At 70.1% G+C, this 16,037-nt stretch carries 12 protein-coding genes and 1 tRNA gene; 6 read left to right on the top strand and 7 right to left on the bottom strand.

Annotation, left to right across the window (positions count from 1 at the left end; genetic code table 11):
- Positions 1-73 precede the first annotated feature (73 nt).
- From CBM2594_RS08100 to pgi, 5 genes are all read left to right on the top strand, one after another.
- Complete coding sequence (locus CBM2594_RS08100) at positions 74-625, top strand: TRAP transporter small permease subunit (protein ID WP_116356375.1); 552 nt, start codon at positions 74-76, stop codon at positions 623-625.
- Complete coding sequence (locus CBM2594_RS08095; RefSeq protein WP_116356374.1) at positions 625-1,935, top strand: TRAP transporter large permease; 1,311 nt, start codon at positions 625-627, stop codon at positions 1,933-1,935. Before CBM2594_RS08100 ends, CBM2594_RS08095 begins: the two co-directional genes overlap by 1 nt.
- A 45-nt stretch (positions 1,936-1,980) precedes the next feature.
- Complete coding sequence (locus CBM2594_RS08090; protein WP_116356373.1) at positions 1,981-3,285, top strand: D-amino acid dehydrogenase; 1,305 nt, start codon at positions 1,981-1,983, stop codon at positions 3,283-3,285.
- Between the two features lie 7 nt (positions 3,286-3,292).
- Positions 3,293-4,882: an NAD(P)H-hydrate dehydratase gene (locus tag CBM2594_RS08085; RefSeq protein ID WP_116356372.1), complete on the top strand. Its 1,590-nt coding sequence runs from the start codon at positions 3,293-3,295 to the stop codon at positions 4,880-4,882.
- 206 nt (positions 4,883-5,088) lie between these two features.
- Entirely contained in the window at positions 5,089-6,732 is a 1,644-nt protein-coding gene (gene pgi, locus CBM2594_RS08080; RefSeq protein ID WP_116356371.1) for a glucose-6-phosphate isomerase, read from the top strand.
- Between the two features lie 4 nt (positions 6,733-6,736).
- Here pgi and CBM2594_RS08075 read toward each other — a convergent pair whose 3' ends face one another.
- Complete coding sequence (locus CBM2594_RS08075; protein WP_062799100.1) at positions 6,737-7,435, bottom strand: ABC transporter ATP-binding protein; 699 nt, start codon at positions 7,433-7,435, stop codon at positions 6,737-6,739.
- On the opposite strand from CBM2594_RS08075, the gene CBM2594_RS08070 reads away from it, so the two are divergent.
- On the top strand, positions 7,434-8,120 hold the full coding sequence (locus CBM2594_RS08070; protein ID WP_116356370.1) for a GDSL-type esterase/lipase family protein: 687 nt from the start codon (positions 7,434-7,436) through the stop codon (positions 8,118-8,120). The genes CBM2594_RS08075 and CBM2594_RS08070 overlap by 2 nt on opposite strands.
- Before the next feature lie 68 nt (positions 8,121-8,188).
- Here CBM2594_RS08070 and CBM2594_RS08065 read toward each other — a convergent pair whose 3' ends face one another.
- From CBM2594_RS08065 to CBM2594_RS08040, 6 genes are all read right to left on the bottom strand, one after another.
- Positions 8,189-10,123, bottom strand: coding sequence for a SurA N-terminal domain-containing protein (locus CBM2594_RS08065; RefSeq protein ID WP_116356369.1), 1,935 nt, complete (start codon positions 10,121-10,123; stop codon positions 8,189-8,191).
- 286 nt (positions 10,124-10,409) lie between these two features.
- Positions 10,410-10,486: transfer RNA gene (locus tag CBM2594_RS08060), tRNA-Asp, on the bottom strand.
- A 205-nt stretch (positions 10,487-10,691) separates the two neighbouring features.
- Positions 10,692-12,995: a xanthine dehydrogenase family protein molybdopterin-binding subunit gene (locus tag CBM2594_RS08055; RefSeq protein WP_232346579.1), complete on the bottom strand. Its 2,304-nt coding sequence runs from the start codon at positions 12,993-12,995 to the stop codon at positions 10,692-10,694.
- A gap of 17 nt (positions 12,996-13,012) precedes the next feature.
- Positions 13,013-14,011, bottom strand: a complete 999-nt coding sequence (locus CBM2594_RS08050) for an FAD binding domain-containing protein (RefSeq protein WP_116356367.1) — start codon at positions 14,009-14,011, stop codon at positions 13,013-13,015.
- A complete protein-coding gene (locus CBM2594_RS08045; RefSeq protein WP_116356366.1) occupies positions 14,008-14,685 on the bottom strand; it encodes a 2Fe-2S iron-sulfur cluster-binding protein in 678 nt (225 codons plus the stop codon). The genes CBM2594_RS08050 and CBM2594_RS08045 overlap by 4 nt, the downstream gene beginning before the upstream one ends.
- A 126-nt stretch (positions 14,686-14,811) precedes the next feature.
- The gene (locus tag CBM2594_RS08040; protein ID WP_116356365.1) at positions 14,812-15,708 is read right to left on the bottom strand and encodes an AraC family transcriptional regulator; all 897 of its coding nucleotides are present in this window, start codon (positions 15,706-15,708) and stop codon (positions 14,812-14,814) included.
- Positions 15,709-16,037 lie beyond the last annotated feature (329 nt).

The raw sequence follows: 16,037 nt of genomic DNA, 5'->3' as shown, positions 1-16,037 counted from the left end.
ATCTCCCGCGCCCTGCAATGCGGCCGCGCAGGCTGCCATGCAGGGCGCCCATCCTCCCCTTGCGCCGCCCATCATGCCAACTGCCCCCTCCTCCAAGCGCTGGCTCGACCGCCTGCTGGACCTGTTTGCCGCGCTCGGCGCGCTATGCATCCTCGCCGTCTGCGTGATCATGATCCTGATGTCGCTGTCGCGTGAAACCTCGGTGATCTTCAAGGGCGGCGACGACATCGTGGCCTGGCTGTGCGCCGCCTCCGCCTTCCTGGTGCTCGGCCAGACCTTCCAGCATGGCGGCATCGTGCGCGTGGAGATGCTGCTGTCGGCAGTCGGCCCGCGCCGGCGCTGGCTGCTGGAACTGGTCTCGCTGAGCATCTGCCTGGTGTTTGCCGCTTATGCCGCCTGGGCGCTGGGCACCTTTGCCTGGCAGAGCTGGGAGATCGGCGATGTCTCGCAGGGCCAGATCGTGATCCCGCTGTGGATACCGCAAAGCTTCGCGGTGCTGGGCAGTACCGGTTTCCTGCTGGCGGTCGCAGACGAATGGCTGCGCGTGGTGCGCGGGCAGAAGCCGCGCTACCAGCTGGCGCAGGAAGCCAAGCTGGCCGCCGGCCATTTCGGGGAGACGGTCTGATGAGCACGGTCGTCGTCGCACTGATCCTGCTGCTGGTGCTGATCGTCTTCCTCGCGCTGGGGGCGTGGATCCCCGTGGCCATCGCGGTCACGTCGTGGGTCGGGCTGGTGGTGTTCTCGGACCGCGAGGCGCTGGTCAGCCTGGCCAATGCGTGGTGGTCGTCGAGCGCCTCGTACACGCTGGCGTCGCTGCCGCTGTTCGTGTGGATGGGCGAGATCCTGTTCCGCACGCGGCTGTCGGAGCAGATGTTCAGCGGGCTGTCGCCGTGGCTGAGCTGGCTGCCCGGGCGGCTGATGCACGTCAATATCCTGGGCTGCGGCATCTTCGGCTCGGTGTCGGGGTCGTCGGCGGCCACCTGCGCCACCATCGCCAAGTCGGCGCTGCCCGAACTGACGCGGCGCGGCTACGACGAGCGCGTCACGCTGGGCTCGCTGTCGTGCGCCGGCACGCTCGGCATCCTGATCCCGCCGTCGATCACGATGGTGGTGTACGCGGTGTCGGCGGACGTGTCGATCATCCGCGTGTTCCTGGCCGGCTTTATCCCGGGGCTGCTGCTGATGCTGCTGTTCTCGGGCTATATCGTGGTCTGGGCGCTGGCCAACCCGGACAAGACCCCGGCGTCGGAGCACTTCAACTGGCGCGCGCGGCTGGCGTCGATCCGGCAGCTGTTGCCGTGCATCGTGCTGATCGCCTTTATCACCGCGATCATGGTGACCGGCTACTCCACCGCGACCGAAGCCGCCGCCTATGGCGTGGTCGCGTCGCTGGCGCTGGCGTGGGCCGGCGGCTCGCTCACGCGCGCGGCGTTCTGGGACAGCCTGATGTCGGCGACGCGGCTGACCGCGATGATCATGTTCGTGCTGGGCGCGACCTCGTTCCTGTCGGTGACCATGAGCTTTACCGGCATCCCGCGCGCGCTGGCCGAGTGGGTGGCCGCGCTGCAGCTGTCGCCGTGGGCGCTGATCGCGGTGCTGACGGTGATCTACATCGTGCTGGGCACGGCGCTGGACGGCATCTCGATGATCGCGCTGACCACCGCCACGGTGCTGCCGATGGTGCAGGCGGCCGGCTTCGACCTGGTCTGGTTCGGCATCTTTATCGTGCTGCTGGTGGAGATTGCCGAGGTGACCCCGCCGGTCGGCTTCAACCTGTTCGTGCTGCAGAGCATGACCGGCAAGGACAGCAACTACATCGCGCGGGTCTCGCTGCCGTTCTTCATGATGATGGTGGTGGCGATCGCCATCGTCACGATCTGGCCGGCTGTGGTCACGTGGCTGCCGGACACGGTGATGCAGCAGGAAGTCAAATAGCATGCGCCGCCACGGCAATGGACCCGCACGGAGGTTCCCACACCGATGCATGTGATCGTCATCGGCGCCGGCGCGATCGGCGTCAGTTCCGCCTGGTACCTGCGGCAGGCCGGCTTCGACGTGACCGTGCTCGAGCGCCGCGGCGCGCCGGCGCAGGAAGCCAGCTTCGGCAATGCCGGCGTGATCGCGCCGGGCTACGTCACGCCCTGGGCTGCGCCGGGCATGCCCGCCAAGATCCTGCGCACGCTGTTTGCGCGCGAGGCGCCGGTGCTGTTCCGCCCCGCCGCCGACCCGGCCATGTGGCGCTGGATCGCGCGCTGGCTGCGCGAATGCCGGCTGGAGCGCTACCGGGCCAACAAGCTGCGCATGCAGCGGCTGGCGTTCTACAGCCGCGCCTGCCTGCACCGGCTGCGCAGCGAACTGGAAATCGACTACGAGCAGTCGCAAGGCTACCTGCAGTTGTTCCGCACCGCGCGCGACCTGGACCTGGCCGGACCCGCGATCGCCCTGCTGCGCGAGAACAACGTGCCGCACCGGCTGGTCAGCGCCAGCGAATGCCGCCAGATCGAACCGGGGCTGGCTGCGGGCACGCCGCTGGCCGGCGGGCTGCACCTGCCCGAAGACGAATCCGGCAATTGCCCGATGTTCGTGCGCGCGCTGCACCGGCATGCCGAGGCCGCGGGGGTGTCGTTCCGCTTCGAGACACAGGTGACGCGCATCCGGCCCGAGAAGGACGGCAAGCTGGAGATCGAGCTGTCCCGCACTGGCGGCCAGGGTACGGCCCCGGTGCTCAGTGCCGACCGCGTGCTGGTCGCCGCAGGCGCGGACAGCGCGGCGCTGCTGCGCCCGCTGGGGCTGCGCGTGCCGCTGTATCCGGTCAAGGGCTATTCGGTGACGGTGATGATCCGCGACGAGCTGCAGGCACCGCTGGGCGCACTGATGGATGAGTCGTACAAGGTCGCGATGACGCGCATGGGCAACCGTCTGCGCGTCGCCGGCACGGCGGAGCTGGGCTCGCGTCGGCTCGACCTGCGCCCCGCCGCGCTGAACACGCTGGTCAAGGTGGCGCGCGACTGGTTCCCGGTCGCCGGCAACTACCAGGAGGCCACGCAGTGGGCCGGGGCGCGGCCGATGCTGCCCGACGGCCCGCCGCTGATCGGCCCCACCGCCGTGCCCGGGCTGTTCCTGAACCTGGGCCATGGCTCGACGGGCTGGGCGATGAGCTGCGGATCGGGCAAGATTGCGGCTGACCAGATTGCCGCCAGCGCCGGCGCATCCGGCAGCGGCGGCCCCGAGATCGACATGGAGGGCCTGCTGCCGGACCGCTACGGGCTGGGGCCCACCCAGTAAGCCCGACATGACCACCTCTGCCTCCCCAGCCATCGCGCCCACGGACCCTGGTGAAGGCTGGCTGGCGCTGGATGCCGCCGCGCCGGAACCGGTGCCGCTCTACGGCGTGGCCGCCATCCGCCGCATCGAGCATGCCGCGCTGGCGCAGCTGCCGGCCTTCACGCTGATGTCGCGCGCCGGCACGGCGGCGGCGCACTGGCTCGCGCGTCATGCGCCCGACGGCCCGCTGCTGTTCCTTGCGGGTCCCGGCAACAACGGCGGCGATGCGCTGGTCGCCGCCACGCAGCTGCACCGCGCCGGCCGCCCGGTGCAGGTCTGGCTGGCCGCCGATCCGCGGCGCCTGCCCGCCGATGCCGCCACCGCGTGGCAGCAGGCGCAGGCCGCGGGCGTGCCGCTGACTGTGATGGCGGACGTGGACACCTCGCAGGATGCGCCATGGCCCGCCGGCACCGCCGCGCTCATCGACGGCCTGCTGGGCATCGGCCTGAACCGCGCCGCCGACGGCGCCATGGCATGGTGGATCGCCCAACTGAACCGCGCCGGGCTGCCGGTGTTTGCGCTGGACATTCCCAGCGGCCTGCACGCCGACACCGGCGCCGGCACGCCTGCCGTGCGCGCGCACCGCACGCTGAGCTTCATCGCCGCCAAGCCCGGCCTGCTGACGCTGGACGGCCGCGACTGCGCCGGCGCGGTCGACATCGCGCCGATCGGCCTGGACTATCCCCCGCATGAAATACCGCAGGGCCTGGTGAACGGCCCTGCGCTGTTCAGCGCCGCGCTGCCGCGCCGCCACCACGGCAGCCACAAGGGCACGCATGGCTCGCTGGCGATCATCGGCGGCAACCTCGGCATGACCGGCGCGCCGCTGCTCGGCGCCCGCGCCGCGCAATGGCTCGGCGCGGGCAAGGTGCATGTCGGCTTCCTGGCGCAGCCGGCGCCGCTGTTCGATCCGCTGCATCCGGAGCTGATGCTGCATGCGGTGGACGCGCTGGCGCTCGCGTCGATGTCGGCGCTGGTGATCGGGCCGGGCATGGGCACCGATGCCAACGCGCGCCAGCAGTTCGCGCGGCTGCTGCAGGCCACGACGCTGCCGCTGGTGCTGGATGCCGATGCGCTGAACCTGCTGGCCTCGGATCCGTCGCTTGCCGGCGCGCTGGCCACGCGCGGCGCAGCCACCGTGATGACGCCGCACCCGCTCGAAGCCGCGCGGCTGATGGGCGTGCCGGTGGCCGAGATCCAGCGCGACCGGCCCGCCGCCGCGGCGGCGCTGGCCGCGCAATGGCAGGCCGTGGTGGTGCTGAAGGGATCGGGCAGCGTGATCGCCGCGCCCGACGGCAGCCCGTGGACGCTGAACCCCACCGGCAACGCGGCGCTGGCCAGCGCCGGCACCGGCGACGTGCTGGCCGGCATGCTGGGCGCGCTGATGGCGCAAGGCATGGCGCCGCTGGCCGCGGCGCAGGCGGCGGTGTGGATCCATGGCCGTGCCGCCGATGTGCTGGTCGCGCAAGGCACGGGCCCGGCAGGCGTCACCGCCAGCGAACTGTATGCGCCGGCACGCGGAATATTCAACCAGTTGCTGGGCGCAGCGCGCACGTGAAGCGCGCGTTCGCCGCACCTGCCGTCAGACAACGCCCGATACCCGCGCCGCACCCCGGCTGCTATGTTGCAAGTGGTAACGATATGACGCCGCCGCGAGGCGCGATGCCGCAATCGCTGGCGATATACTTACCGCTCCGCCTTGCAAGCCGGCAATGCCACGCGGCTCGCGCCCTGCAACCTTGCTAGTCCTGCACGCAGTCCTGCATGCCCACTGACCTTCACGCCTGGAACGCCCTGCTGCGGCACCATGACACCCTTCGCGACGCCCAGATGCGCGACTGGTTCGATCGCGAAGGCGCGCAACGCGTCACGCAATGCTCGCTGGAAGCCGCCGGCCTCTATCTCGATTACTCGAAGAACCGCATCACCGCGCAAACCATGGCGCTGCTGATGCAGCTCGCTGCCGAGGCGGGCGTCGCCCGGCGCCGCGACGCGATGTTCGCGGGCGAGCATATCAACACCACCGAAGACCGCGCGGCCCTGCACGTGGCGCTGCGCGCCGACGCCGGCGCCGGCTACAAGGTCGACGGCGAAGCGGTGATGCCGGCGATCCACCAGGTGCTGGCGCGCATGCGCGACTTCTCCGGGCGCGTGCGCAGCGGCGCGTGGAAAGGCGCGACCGGCGAGCGCATCACCGATGTCATCAACATCGGCATCGGCGGCTCCGACCTGGGGCCGCGCATGGTGTGCCGGGCGCTGTCGCACCTGGCCGATGCCGACGGCCACACCGCGCCGCGCATGCATTTCGTCTCCAATGTCGACGGCACCGACCTGGCCGAGACCCTGGCGCGGCTCGATCCGCAGCGCACCCTGGTGATCGTCTGCTCCAAGACCTTCACCACGCTCGAGACCATGGCCAACGCGCGCAGCGCGCGCGCCTGGTTTGTCGCCAGCGGCGTGGCCGAGCAGGACCTGGCCAGGCACTTCGTCGCGGTCTCGACCAATACCGAGGCGGTGCGCGAATTCGGCATCGACCCGGCCAATATGTTCGAGTTCTGGGACTGGATCGGCGGGCGCTTTTCGCTGTGGTCGTCGGTCGGCCTGTCGATCACGCTGGCGCTGGGCTTCGATGCCTTTGCCGACCTGCTGGCCGGCGGGCGCGCGATGGACGAGCACTTCCGCAGCGCGCCGCTGGAGCGCAATATGCCGGTGATCCTCGGCATGCTGGGCATCTGGTACCGCAACTTCTGGAACCTGCCCACCAGCTGCATGGCGCCCTACTCCACCTCGCTTGAGCTGTTTCCCGCGTTCCTGCAGCAGCTGGAGATGGAAAGCAACGGCAAGTCGGTGCAGCTCGACGGGCAGCCCATCCGCACGCATACCTCGCCGGTGGTGTGGGGCACGGCCGGCACCAACGGCCAGCACGCCTATTTCCAGCAGATCCACCAGGGTTCGCAGGTGGTGCCGGTGGATTTCGTCGCGCCGCTGGTGCCGCCGCGCCGGCTGCCGGGCCATCACGCCAAGCTGCTGGCCAATTGCTTCGCGCAGGCCGAGGCGCTGATGCGCGGGCGCAGCGCCGACGAGCTGCGCGCCACCGGACTGAAGGATGACGTGCGCATCGCGCATATGGTGTTCGACGGCAACCGCCCCAGCAACACGCTGCTGATGGAGGACCTGACGCCCAATGTGCTGGGCGCGCTGATTGCGCTGTACGAGCACCGCACCTTCGTGCAGGGCGTGGTGTGGCGCATCAACTCGTTCGACCAGTGGGGCGTGGAGCTGGGCAAGATCCTGGCCCGCCCGATCGAGGCCGAACTGACCGGCACCGCCACCGGCCAGCACGATGCCTCCACCGCCGCGCTGATCGCGCGCGCCCGCGCGGTGCTGAAGGCGGGCGCGGCCAGCTAGCCGGCTAGACCTCGGCGCCGATCCATTCGTCGCTGGCCACGCGGCCGGCATCGATGGTCAGCACGCGCCCGCAGCGCGACGCCACCGAGCGGTCATGCGTGACCAGCACCAGCGTCGAGCCGGCGTCGCGGTTCAGTTCGAACATCAGCGCGATCACCGCTTCGCCGGTGGCGGTATCGAGGCTGCCCGTGGGTTCATCGGCGAACAGGATGTCCGGGCGCGCGACGAACGCGCGCGCCAGCGCCACGCGCTGCTGCTCGCCGCCCGACAGCGTGCGCGGGTAGTGGCCCAGGCGCGCGCCCAGGCCCACGCGCTGCAGCATGTCGACGGCGCGCTCGCGCACCTGCGCGGTTTCGCCGCGCAGTTCCAGCGGCAGCATCACATTCTCCAGCGCGGTCAGGTGGCCCACCAGCTGGAACGACTGGAACACGAAGCCGACATGCCGTCCACGCACCGCGGCGCGCTGGTCTTCGTCCAGCGCGTACAGGTCCTGGCCCTGCAGCCGCACCGTGCCGGTGCTGGGCAGGTCCAGCCCGGCCAGCAGCCCCAGCAGCGTCGACTTGCCCGATCCCGACGCGCCCACGATGGCCAGTGTTTCGCCCGGCGTGACGGAAAAGGTCACGTCGTGCAAAATCGTCAGCGAACCGGTCGTGTCGGCCACGGTCTTTCCGAGGGATTCGACTGCAAGAATGGAAGAAGACATGGATATAGGGATCCGAGGGAAAAGGCGCAGGCTGCTGCTGGCAGCCGGCATGGCGCTGGCGATATCGGCCGCGGCACAGGCACAGGCTCCGGCCAGCACGCCGGCCAAGGCCACCGGCCCCGCGCTGCTGGTGCTGGGCGACAGCCTGTCGGCAGAATACGGCATCGCGCGCGGCGCGGGCTGGGTCACGCTGCTGCAGGACCGGCTACGGCAAGAGCGCTTCGATTATAGCGTCGTCAATGCCAGCATCAGCGGCGAGACCACCATCGGCGGCAAGACCCGCCTGCCCGAGCTGCTGTCGCGGCACCGCCCCGCCATCGTGGTGATCGAGCTCGGCGCCAACGACGCGCTGCGCGGCTTGCCGCTGCAGACCACCGAGGCCAACCTGCGCAACCTCGTCACCACGGCGCAGAAGGCGGGTGCGAGCGTGCTGCTGATCGGCATGCGCATCCCGCCCAACTATGGCCAGGACTACACCGAGAAGTTCGTCTCGCTGTATCCGAAGCTGGCGGGCGAGTACAAGGTGCGGCTGGTGCCCTTCTTCCTCGATCAGGTGATCGCGCGGCAGGACTGGTTCCAGCCCGACCGCATCCACCCGACCGCCGCGGCGCAGCCCGCGTTGCTCGATACGGTCTGGCCGCAGCTCAAGCCGCTGCTCAAGCGCGGCGCCGCGAAAGGATCATGAAAAAACCCCTGCCGCGTGGCAGGGGTTTTTGATTTACGCGTGCGGCGTGGCCGCCGGCCTGGCTCGGATCACTCGGCGCCTGGCTCCGGCGTCGCGCCCGCCGGCGCCAGCAGCTTGACCTTGGCGCGCGCCTTCAGGCTTTCATAGAACGCCTGCAGGTCGGTCTGGCCGGCCAGCTGCGCCAGTTGCTGTGCCTCGGCCTGGCGCTGGGCCGGATTGGCCTGTGCCGGCTGGCTGACCTTGGTGATGCGATAGACCGCATAGCCCTGCGCGCCCAGGTCGACACCGACCAGCGCCGGCAGCTTGGCGGCATCGGCGCGCATCACCGCTTCGACGGCCTGCGGCGTCATGCCCTCGGCCTTGGTGCGCGACACCGTCTGCGCCGGGCCAAAGCCCTCGGCGCTGTCGGCCTGCTTCAGCGCGGCCAGCCGCGCCTCGCCATCCTTGCGCGCCAGTGCCGCCGCTTCCTGGGCGATATAGCCTTCACGCACCTGGGCTTCGACTTCTTCGAACTTGCGCACGGTCGCCGGGCGGTACGCGACGATGCGCGCGGCCACCAGCGTGTTCGGCGCAACCTGCACGGCTTCGGTGTTGCGCTTGTTCTTGATCGCGTCATCGCTGAACAGCGCCTTGAGCAGCTTCTCGTTGTTCAGCGGGCTCTGCGCGCCCAGCGCCGGATTCGGCTGGCGCGTGACGTTGTCGGCGGTCTGGATGGTCAGCCTGAACTTGTCGGCGGCGGGCTTGAGGCTGTCGGCCTGCTCGTAGACGGTATTGCCGAAGGCATCGGCCTGCTCGGCAAACTTCTTGTCGGCGAACTGCTTGCGCAGCTCGGCTTCGAGTTCCGTGCGCACGGCCTCCAGCGGCCTGGTTTCCGCGGGCTTGGTGCCGGTCAGCTTGATGATGTGGTAGCCGAAGTCGGTCTCGACCACGTCGCTGATCTGGCCTTCCTTGAGCGCGTACATGGCGTCCTCGAACGGCTTGACCAGCGCGCCGCGGCCCATGAAGCCGAGGTCGCCGCCCTTCTCGGCCGAACCCGGGTCCTGCGAATTCTTGCGCGCCACCTCGGCGAAGGTGTCCGGGTGCTTGCGCACTTCTTCCAGCAGCTTGGCGGCCTTGTCCTTGGCGGCCTGGCGCTGCGCCGCCGGCGCATCCTTCGGCGCGCTGATCAGGATATGGCTGGCGCGGCGCTGCTCGTCGACGCGGAAGCGCGCGATATTGCTTTCGTAGTACGACTTCAGCTCTTCCGGCGTCACCGCCTGCGATGCGGCCAGCGCTTCGCCCGACAGCACCAGGTATTCCACCTGGGCCTGCTCCGGCACCGAGAAGGCCTGCTGGTGGCTGTCATAGTAGGCCTTCAGTGCGGCGGCATCGGGCTCGACCCTGGCGGCGTAGCCGGCCGGCTTGAACAGCAGCGCCTGCACCTCGCGCTGCTGGTCGCGCACCGCCATCAGGCGCTCGATCAGCGACTTCGGCACGAACGCCGTCGCGGCCACCGACGCGCCCAGCTGCTGCGTGGCCAGCTCGAAGCGCATGCGCGCATCGAACTGCTCGGGGGTCATGCCCTGCGACTGCAGCAGCTGCAGGTAGGCCTTGTCGTCGACCTTGCCGTCCTTGCCGCGCGGCAGTTGCTGAATCGCCGGCAGGCTGCTGATCTCTTCGAGCAGCTTGGCGTCCGACACCGTCAGGTGCTCGTTGGCCACCGCATTGGCCATCACGCGCTGCTGGATCAACTGCTCGAGCACGGCCTTGCGCGCCTCCGGGCCCTCGAACTGGCGCGGATCATAGTTGGCGCCCAGGATCTGGCGCGCGCGCTCGCTCTGGTCGCGCACGACATTGTCGATCTCCTGCACGCTGATGGCGCGGCCGTCGACCTCGGCGGCATCGTGCGAGCTGTCCATGAAGCGCGAATAGCTTTCCACGCCGAAGAACACGAACGACGGGAAAACAAGCACCAGCAGCAGCAAGAGCATCAGGCGCCGGTTGTTGCGTACGAAATCAAGCATGCGGATTCGGGTAGTGGATTGGCACGAAAGACAAACTCCGCGATTCTATCAGGAGCCGGTGGGCAAGCGCCCTTTGTGCAGGGTGGGGAACATGAGCCGCAAATGAAAAACGCCCGCTGCTGCGGGCGTTTCATAAAGCTGGCGGAGTGGACGGGACTCGCCTACGTGCCGCAGGCCGCTGCTGCGCCTGCAGGCGCAGCCCTTCTCGCCCCGCCGCGAGCCGCGCAGGCGGCTCGCTCCACTCCGTACAAATAAAAAAGCCCGCTTGCGCGGGCTTCTCTAAATTTGGCGGAGTGGACGGGACTCGAACCCGCGACCCCCGGCGTGACAGGCCGGTATTCTAACCGACTGAACTACCACTCCTGTGTCGGCTCCTGCATGGCGGCGACTTGCGCTGGCGATCCCGGCTTCTGAAAGGAAACGGATTTCCTTTAAGAATCAGGAACCTGGCGCATCATCCGCGCCCCTTGCGGGACGTGCCTTGCTGCAGGAGGCCGAACTATAGCGCGTGTCGCGCAGCGGTGCAATACCCTGCCCCCGATCGGCACTCACAGGCGCTCACAGGCGCTCACAAGGCCAGCCGCTCGGCCGCTGCCATCCCTGCCAGCACCTTGTCCAGCGTCACCGGAAATTCCCGCACCCGCACGCCGGTGGCGTTGTACACCGCATTGGCCACTGCCGCCCCCGCGCCGCACACACCGAGCTCTCCCAGTCCCTTGATGCCCAAGGGGTTGGCATCCGGGTCGGGCTGGTCCAGGAACACCACCTCCATCTGCGCCACATCGCCGTTGACCGGCACCAGGTACTCGGCCAGGTCGTGGTTGATAAAGCTGCCGTAGCGCGCGTCCAGCAGCGTCTGCTCCATCAGCGCGGCGCCGATGCCCCAGGTCATGCCGCCCAGGATCTGCGAGCGCGCGGTCTTGGGGTTGAGGATGCGGCCGGCGCCGATCACGGCCAGCATGCGCCGCATGCGAATCTCGCCGGTATCGGCATCGACCGCGACTTCGGCGAAATGCGCGCCATAGGCGTGGTGCGAGCGCGCCTTGTACGCATCGCCCATGCCTGCCACCCGGCCTTCCGCCTGCAGCCCGCCGGGCGCGACGCGCGCCATCAGGTCGTCCAGCCGTTGCGTGCGCGCGCCGAGGGTAACGCTGCCATCGGCGAAGCGCACCGCCGCCGGGGCGGCCTCGTTCGGCCCGCTGGCAGCGGCGACGATGCGGCCCTTGAGCTGCGCGCAGGCATCGGCCACCGCGGAGCCGGCGCTGGCCGCGCCCCACGATCCGCCGGACCCCGCCGTGCGCGGGAAGCGGCTGTCGCCCAGTTCGACCCGCACCCAGTTCAGGGGCACGCCCAGGCTCTCGGCGGCGATCTGCGTCAGGATGGTGTAGGTGCCGGTGCCGATGTCGGTCATGTCCAGCCGCACCGTGACGCGGCCGCGGCTGTCCATGGCCACCTGCGCCGCCGCGGCGCCGAGGTAGTTCGGCCGTATCGCCGCGGCCATGCCCATGCCGACCAGCCAGCGCCCTTCGCGCACGCTGCGGGGTGCGGCGCGGCGGCGCTGCCAGCCGAAGCGCGCGGCGCCGGTGCGCATGCAGTCGACCAGGTTGCGGGTGGAAAACGGCAGGCCGGTCTCGGGCTCGCGCTCGGGCTCGTTGCGTATGCGCAGCTCGATCGGGTCCAGCCCCAGGCGCTCGGCCAGTTCGTCCATGGCGCACTCGAAGGCCAGCATGCCCGGCGCCTCGCCGGGCGAACGCATCCATTCGCCGCGGTTCAGGTCGACCGGCACCAGCCGGTGCCGCGTCGCCCGGTGCGGCGCTGCGTACAGCGCGCGCGCGAACACCGCGGTCTGCTCGCAATACTCCTCGAAGCGGCAGGTCGCCGAAAAGACCTCATAGTCCATTGCCGACAGCCGCCCGTCGCGGCTCGCGCCCAGCCGCACGCGATGCGACATGGCCGCGCGATGGCCGGCGTTCGCATACATCTGCTGGCGCGTCAGCGCGATCTTCACCGGCCGCCGCAGTTCGCGCGCCGCCAGCGCGGCCAGCACGGTGTCGGCATGGACGATCAGCTTGGCACCGAAGCCGCCGCCGGTGAAGGGGCTGACGATGCGCACCCGCTCCGGCGCGATGCGCAGCGTCGCGGCCAGGCCCGCCTGGAAGTTGGCAAGCGTCTGCGCCCCCGTGTAGACGGTCAGCCCGGCATCCGACCATACCGCCAGGGTCGCGTGCGGCTCCATCGGATTGTGGCTCTGGTACGGCGTGGCGTAGGTCACGTCCAGCGCCACCGCGGCCTGGGAGAACGCGTTGGCGAAATCCCCCGTCGCGCTGTCAGGCGTGAATCCCGCGTTGGTGCGCGGCGGCTTGTAGGCCTCGGCCAGCCGCGGCGCCAGCTCGAATTCCCCGGGCTCGGCCTGGTAGCGCACCTGCACCAGCGCGGCGGCGGCGCGCGCCGCTTCGAAGCTCTCGGCCACCACCAGTGCCACCGGCTCGTCGTAATAGCGCACGCGGTCCGATGCCAGGTACGGCCGCGCGCGCGTGAACACGTCGCGCGGGGTGGGCGGCACCGACGGCCCGAACGGCGGCTGGGCGGGCGCGTTCCGATGCGTCATCACATGGATCACGCCGGGCGCCTGCCGCGCCTGGCGGGTATCGATGGCAACGATACGGCCGCGCGCGATGGTGGCGCCGACGATATAGCCGTAGGCCGGCGGCACCGGGCCAGCCACTTGCTGTTCACCGGCATAGGTGGCGCGCCCCGTCACCTTCAGCCTGCCGTCAACCCGGTCGATGGGCAGGCCCACCGGAGCGCCCGGCGCCCGGCCTGCAGTACCTTGCGTGTTCGTTGGCGTGTTCGTCGGCGTGTTCGTCGTCATGTTCGCACCAGTCCGTGTCATGTGCGCGGCGCAACGGCTTGCGCGGCGGCGGCCAACGCCTGCCGCACCGTGCGCAGCGCCAGCGGAATCTTGAAATCGTTGCCGCCATGCCCGCGCGCGCCCGCGAGCGCCGCGTCCGCGGCCGCCTGCCAGCTGAATGCATCCGCCGCTCTGCCACGCAGTCCCTGCTCGGCGCCGTCGGCCCGCCACGGGCGCGGCGCGACGCCGCCAAGCGCGATGCGGGCGCCGCGCACCTGGCCGCCCGCCACGTCGAGCACCAGCGCCACCGACACCAGCGCAAACGCATACGAGGCGCGGTCGCGCACCTTGCGGTAAAGCTGGTGCCCGGCCGGCGGCGGCGGCAGCGAGACCGCGGCGATCATCTCGCCGTGCCGGAGCTGGGTTTCGATATGCGGTGTCGCGCCCGGCAGCCGGTGCAGCTCGCGCACCGCGATGACGCGCTCGCCGCCCTGCGGCAATACGGTGTGCACGCGCGCGTCCAGCGCCGCCATCGCCACCGCCATGTCGGACGGATGCACGGCGATGCAGGACTCGCTGCCGCCCAGGATGGCGTTCATGCGGTTGTGGCCCTGCAGCGCCGCGCAGCCGCTGCCGGGCGTGCGCTTGTTGCAGGGCATATGCGGATCGTAGAAGTAGGCGCAGCGGGTGCGCTGCAGCAGGTTGCCCGCGGTCGACGCCTTGTTGCGGATCTGGCCGGACGCGCCCGCCAGCAGCGCCTGCGACAGCAGCGGATAGCGCGCGCGCACGCGCGGGTCCGCGGCCAGGTCGCTGTTGCGCACCTGCGCGCCGATGCGCAGCCCGCCGTCGGCGGTGTCTTCGATGGCAGCGGGCGGCAGCCGGCTGATATCGACCAGATGGCGCGGCTGCTCGATGCCCAGCTTCATCAGGTCGAGCAGGTTGGTGCCGCCGCCGATAAAGCGCGCGCCTTCGCGGCTGGCGACGGCCTGGACCGCTTGCGCGGCGTCGCCGGCGCGCTCGTAGGAGAACGTCATCATGCCTTGCCCCCGTCGGCGGCATCGCGGATCGCTGCGACGATATTCGGATACGCTGCGCAGCGGCACAGATTGCCGCTCATGCGCTCGCGGATCTCGGCCTCGTCGAGCGCGAACGCCCGCGCCGCCACGTCGCGGCTGGCATGGCTGGGCCAGCCGGCGCGAACCTCGGCAAGCATGCCGACGGCCGAGCAGATCTGCCCGGGCGTGCAGTAGCCGCACTGGAACGCGTCACGCGCGATAAAGGCGGATTGCACGGGGTGCAGCGCATCGCCGTCCGCGAGCCCTTCGATGGTGGTGATGGCGTCGCCGTCGTGCATCACCGCCAGCGTCAGGCAGGCATTGATGCGGCGGCCGTTCACCAAGACGGTACAGGCGCCGCACTGGCCGTGGTCGCAGCCTTTCTTGGTGCCGGTCATGCCGAGCTGGTTGCGCAGCGCATCGAGCAGGGTCGTGCGCACATCGAGCTGGACCGCATGTTCCGCGCCGTTGATGCGCAAGCTCAGCGGCCGCAGCGGCACGGCGGCGGGCGCGGCATTCGGCGCAGGAGATGGGCCTGATGGGCCCGATGCAGCCTGCGCCGGCGCAGGGCGCACTGCGAACAGCATGCCGCTCGCCGCGCTGGCCCGCAGCACGGCGCGGCGACCGGGGTTTTGCGGATGGTCCTCCTGATCCATGGTCTGCTCCTGGTGAGGACGGCAAGGCCAGGCCCTGCCGCGCGGCGCGACAGACTTCCCCCGCGGAAGCCGCCAAAGCCGGCACCGGCAGTATGTCGGCGCCAGCGGGGGCGTTTCTTTCACATATCAGGCGGAAATATCAGAATCCTGGCGCAAGTGCTGCCGATAGCTGCGCGGCGTCGTGCCGGTCAGGCGCTGGAAGGTGGAGGTGAAATGGCTCTGGCTGGAAAAGCCCAGTTCCAGCGCCACGGCACTGATCGGCATCGCGCTGGCGCGCAGCAGGCATTGCGCGCGCCGCACCCGCCGGGCGATGACGTAGGCGTAAGGGGCCATGCCGGTCTCCGCCTTGAAGCGGCGCGCGAAGCTGTCCACCGGCATGCCCGCCACGCCGGCCAGGTCGCCCAGCGACAACGACGTGTCCAGGTGCGCGTCGATATAGTCGGTCAGGCGCGCCAGCAGCCGCTGGCCCAGCCCCTGCATGCGGCGTGCGGGCGCGGCCGGCGCGGCGCCCGCGATGCGCAGCGCCACCAGCGAAACCAGGTGCTCCAGGTAGACCGCTTCGGGAACACGGCCCGCGGCCATGTCCGCGCTCAGCGAGGTCAGCAACGCCCGCACCACCGCGTCGGCCGTGTCATTGATGCGCATCGGCAATTGCGCCAGCCGCTCGCAACCCGGCAGCGCCAGCGCCGGATCGAGCCACAGCGCCGTGTAGACCAGGTCGGCGTCGCGGAAATGCCCGCTGCGTTCCGCATGGGCCGGCACGAAGCTGAGCGTGCCGGGCCGGTCGCGCCCGTCGTGCATCAGCCGCCCTTCGCTGTAGACGCAAGTGCGCCCGGTCGAGCCGCGCTCGGTCAGCACGATCAGGTGGCGCGGCGCGCTCCAGCGGAACTCCGCCTCGCCGCAGGCCCAGTGGCGATGGTCGAAGACCAGGCCGCCGCCGAGCATGGATGTCGTGTACGCGGCAGCGGTCCTGGCCTGGCGTGCCGTCAGGCGGCCGTGACCGATGGCTGGGGTCAGGGTCATGGTCGGTCCTTTCAAGGGGCGATACGCGGCCGGGGGTTCCCGCGGGTAGGAGTGACGGATTCACCACGGACGACCGAGCCTGCCGGCCGGCCCATCTTATCGCGGGAACAGGCAACGAGACATTACCCCGCCCGGCGCATTGCTAAGTCGGCTGCAATGCGCGAGACGGTGGCGTTCGAATGCCGGTCCTGGCGGACCCGCAGATCATCCAGCCACGCTCTGGCTATACTCTCCCGAGGATTCGCCCTGCCCGGTTGTTCCCCGCAATGCCACGACATTCCTCCGGAGCCACGCCATGCGAACCGGCCTTTGCGCCAGCCGACAACGGC

The organism is Cupriavidus taiwanensis (assembly GCF_900249755.1).
Taxonomy (GTDB): domain Bacteria; phylum Pseudomonadota; class Gammaproteobacteria; order Burkholderiales; family Burkholderiaceae; genus Cupriavidus; species Cupriavidus taiwanensis_D.
Note: the sequence above shows the minus strand (reverse complement) of the source record. Positions and strands in the feature narration are given on the sequence as shown.

What these genes read in the sequence shown, in the direction of transcription:
- CBM2594_RS08050 (WP_116356367.1), bottom strand. Translation starts at nt 14,011, where the DNA reads ATGATGACGTTCTCCTACGAGCGCGCCGGCGACGCCGCGCAAGCGGTC.
- CBM2594_RS08070 (WP_116356370.1), top strand. Translation starts at nt 7,434, where the DNA reads ATGGATATAGGGATCCGAGGGAAAAGGCGCAGGCTGCTGCTGGCAGCC.
- pgi (WP_116356371.1), top strand. Translation starts at nt 5,089, where the DNA reads ATGCCCACTGACCTTCACGCCTGGAACGCCCTGCTGCGGCACCATGAC.
- CBM2594_RS08075 (WP_062799100.1), bottom strand. Translation starts at nt 7,435, where the DNA reads ATGTCTTCTTCCATTCTTGCAGTCGAATCCCTCGGAAAGACCGTGGCC.
- CBM2594_RS08085 (WP_116356372.1), top strand. Translation starts at nt 3,293, where the DNA reads ATGACCACCTCTGCCTCCCCAGCCATCGCGCCCACGGACCCTGGTGAA.
- CBM2594_RS08095 (WP_116356374.1), top strand. Translation starts at nt 625, where the DNA reads ATGAGCACGGTCGTCGTCGCACTGATCCTGCTGCTGGTGCTGATCGTC.
- CBM2594_RS08065 (WP_116356369.1), bottom strand. Translation starts at nt 10,123, where the DNA reads ATGCTTGATTTCGTACGCAACAACCGGCGCCTGATGCTCTTGCTGCTG.
- CBM2594_RS08040 (WP_116356365.1), bottom strand. Translation starts at nt 15,708, where the DNA reads ATGACCCTGACCCCAGCCATCGGTCACGGCCGCCTGACGGCACGCCAG.
- CBM2594_RS08045 (WP_116356366.1), bottom strand. Translation starts at nt 14,685, where the DNA reads ATGGATCAGGAGGACCATCCGCAAAACCCCGGTCGCCGCGCCGTGCTG.
- CBM2594_RS08100 (WP_116356375.1), top strand. Translation starts at nt 74, where the DNA reads ATGCCAACTGCCCCCTCCTCCAAGCGCTGGCTCGACCGCCTGCTGGAC.
- CBM2594_RS08090 (WP_116356373.1), top strand. Translation starts at nt 1,981, where the DNA reads ATGCATGTGATCGTCATCGGCGCCGGCGCGATCGGCGTCAGTTCCGCC.
- CBM2594_RS08055 (WP_232346579.1), bottom strand. Translation starts at nt 12,995, where the DNA reads ATGACGACGAACACGCCGACGAACACGCCAACGAACACGCAAGGTACT.